Genomic DNA, 1473 nt, shown 5'->3' on the forward strand with positions numbered 1-1473 from the left:
CTATAACCAATGGTGCTTCTGGACTAACAGTAACGTATTACAACAGCCAAGCCGATGCTGATGCAGAAACTAATGCGATAACCCCTTCAAATACTTACTTAGGCACACATGGAGAAACAATATATGTACGTGTAGAAGATAACCTTACAAGCTGTTATGCTACTACTACATTGTTGCTACAAGTTACACAAGGTCCTGTAGCCAATACACCATCACCATTAGAACGATGTGATGACAATAACGACGGATATAATATTTTTACATTATCTAACGCAACGGCGCAAATAGTAGGCGGAAGTTTACCACCAGGAGTATCGGTAAGTTACCACCTTACTCAAGATGATGCCACTTTGGGAGCCAACCCATTGGGTAATAGCTACAGCAATAATACCCCATGGACACAAACCATTTATGTTCGTGTATATTACACCCTTACAGGTTGTGCAAACTATGTACAATTGCAATTAATTGTACACCCATCACCCGAAGCTACAATCCCTAGTGATTACCATGCTTGTGATGATAATGCAGATGGTGTAACTGCTTTTAATCTTTCTACAAAAATCAATGAAATTTTAGGTAGCATCAACCCTGCTACACATACAGTACATTTCTATACCGACCAACCTTCGGCAGAAGCAGGAGGAACTAATTACATTAGTAATGTAACAAATTATTTTAATACAACACCAAATACACAAACCCTTTGGGTTCGTGTAGAGAATATTGCTACAGGTTGTTATGATGTAGTACCTCTAGTACTTGTTGTAGACCCACTGCCTATTGTATTAACACCACACTACCAACAATTTGAAATGTGTGATTATACAGGAGCTGTAGGATTTGAAAATTTTGACCTAAACAGTCAAGTAGCTTACATTTTACAAGGACAAACGGGTATGCAAGTAGACTTCTATCCGAGTTATACCGATGCTGTAAATAATACCAATGTTATAACCAATACGGCTTCTTACCAAAACTTATACCCGTATGTACACACTTTGGGTATACGTGTAACCAATACTACTACAGGATGTTATAGTATTTCTACTATGGATTTATATGTGAATGAGTTGCCTTCGCCAGTAGCTCCAACACAACCATTAGCCGTATGTGATACCGACCAAAATAATTGGGCTATATTTAACTTATGCGATCCTACTTTTTTAAGTACTATTCAGCAAGGTGAAAACTATATCCTTACCTTTCATGCAACTATACCAGATGCTCAATTAGGATTGAATCAATTACCTTGTCAGTACAACAACAACAATGCTGCCGTACAAATTATTTACATCAGAGCAGAAGACCCAGATACAGGATGTTACAGCATAGTACCGCTTGAACTTAATGCGCACCCTAAACCGTATATGCCTGTTCTCACTAATTTAGAAGTTTGTGATTATATAGGAAATACTCAAGATGGTTATGCTTATTTTAACTTGTCTTTGCAAACACCTGCTATTTTGGCTG

The 1473-nt window shown here is 37.7% G+C and carries 1 pseudogene; it reads left to right on the top strand.

Annotated elements, in window-relative coordinates:
• Positions 1-1473 (top strand): annotated as a pseudogene (locus Q361_RS13825) (CUB protein); the annotation flags it as partial.

Origin of the sequence: Flavobacterium croceum DSM 17960 (assembly GCF_002917885.1) — a bacterium.
Classification (GTDB): domain Bacteria; phylum Bacteroidota; class Bacteroidia; order Flavobacteriales; family Flavobacteriaceae; genus Flavobacterium; species Flavobacterium croceum.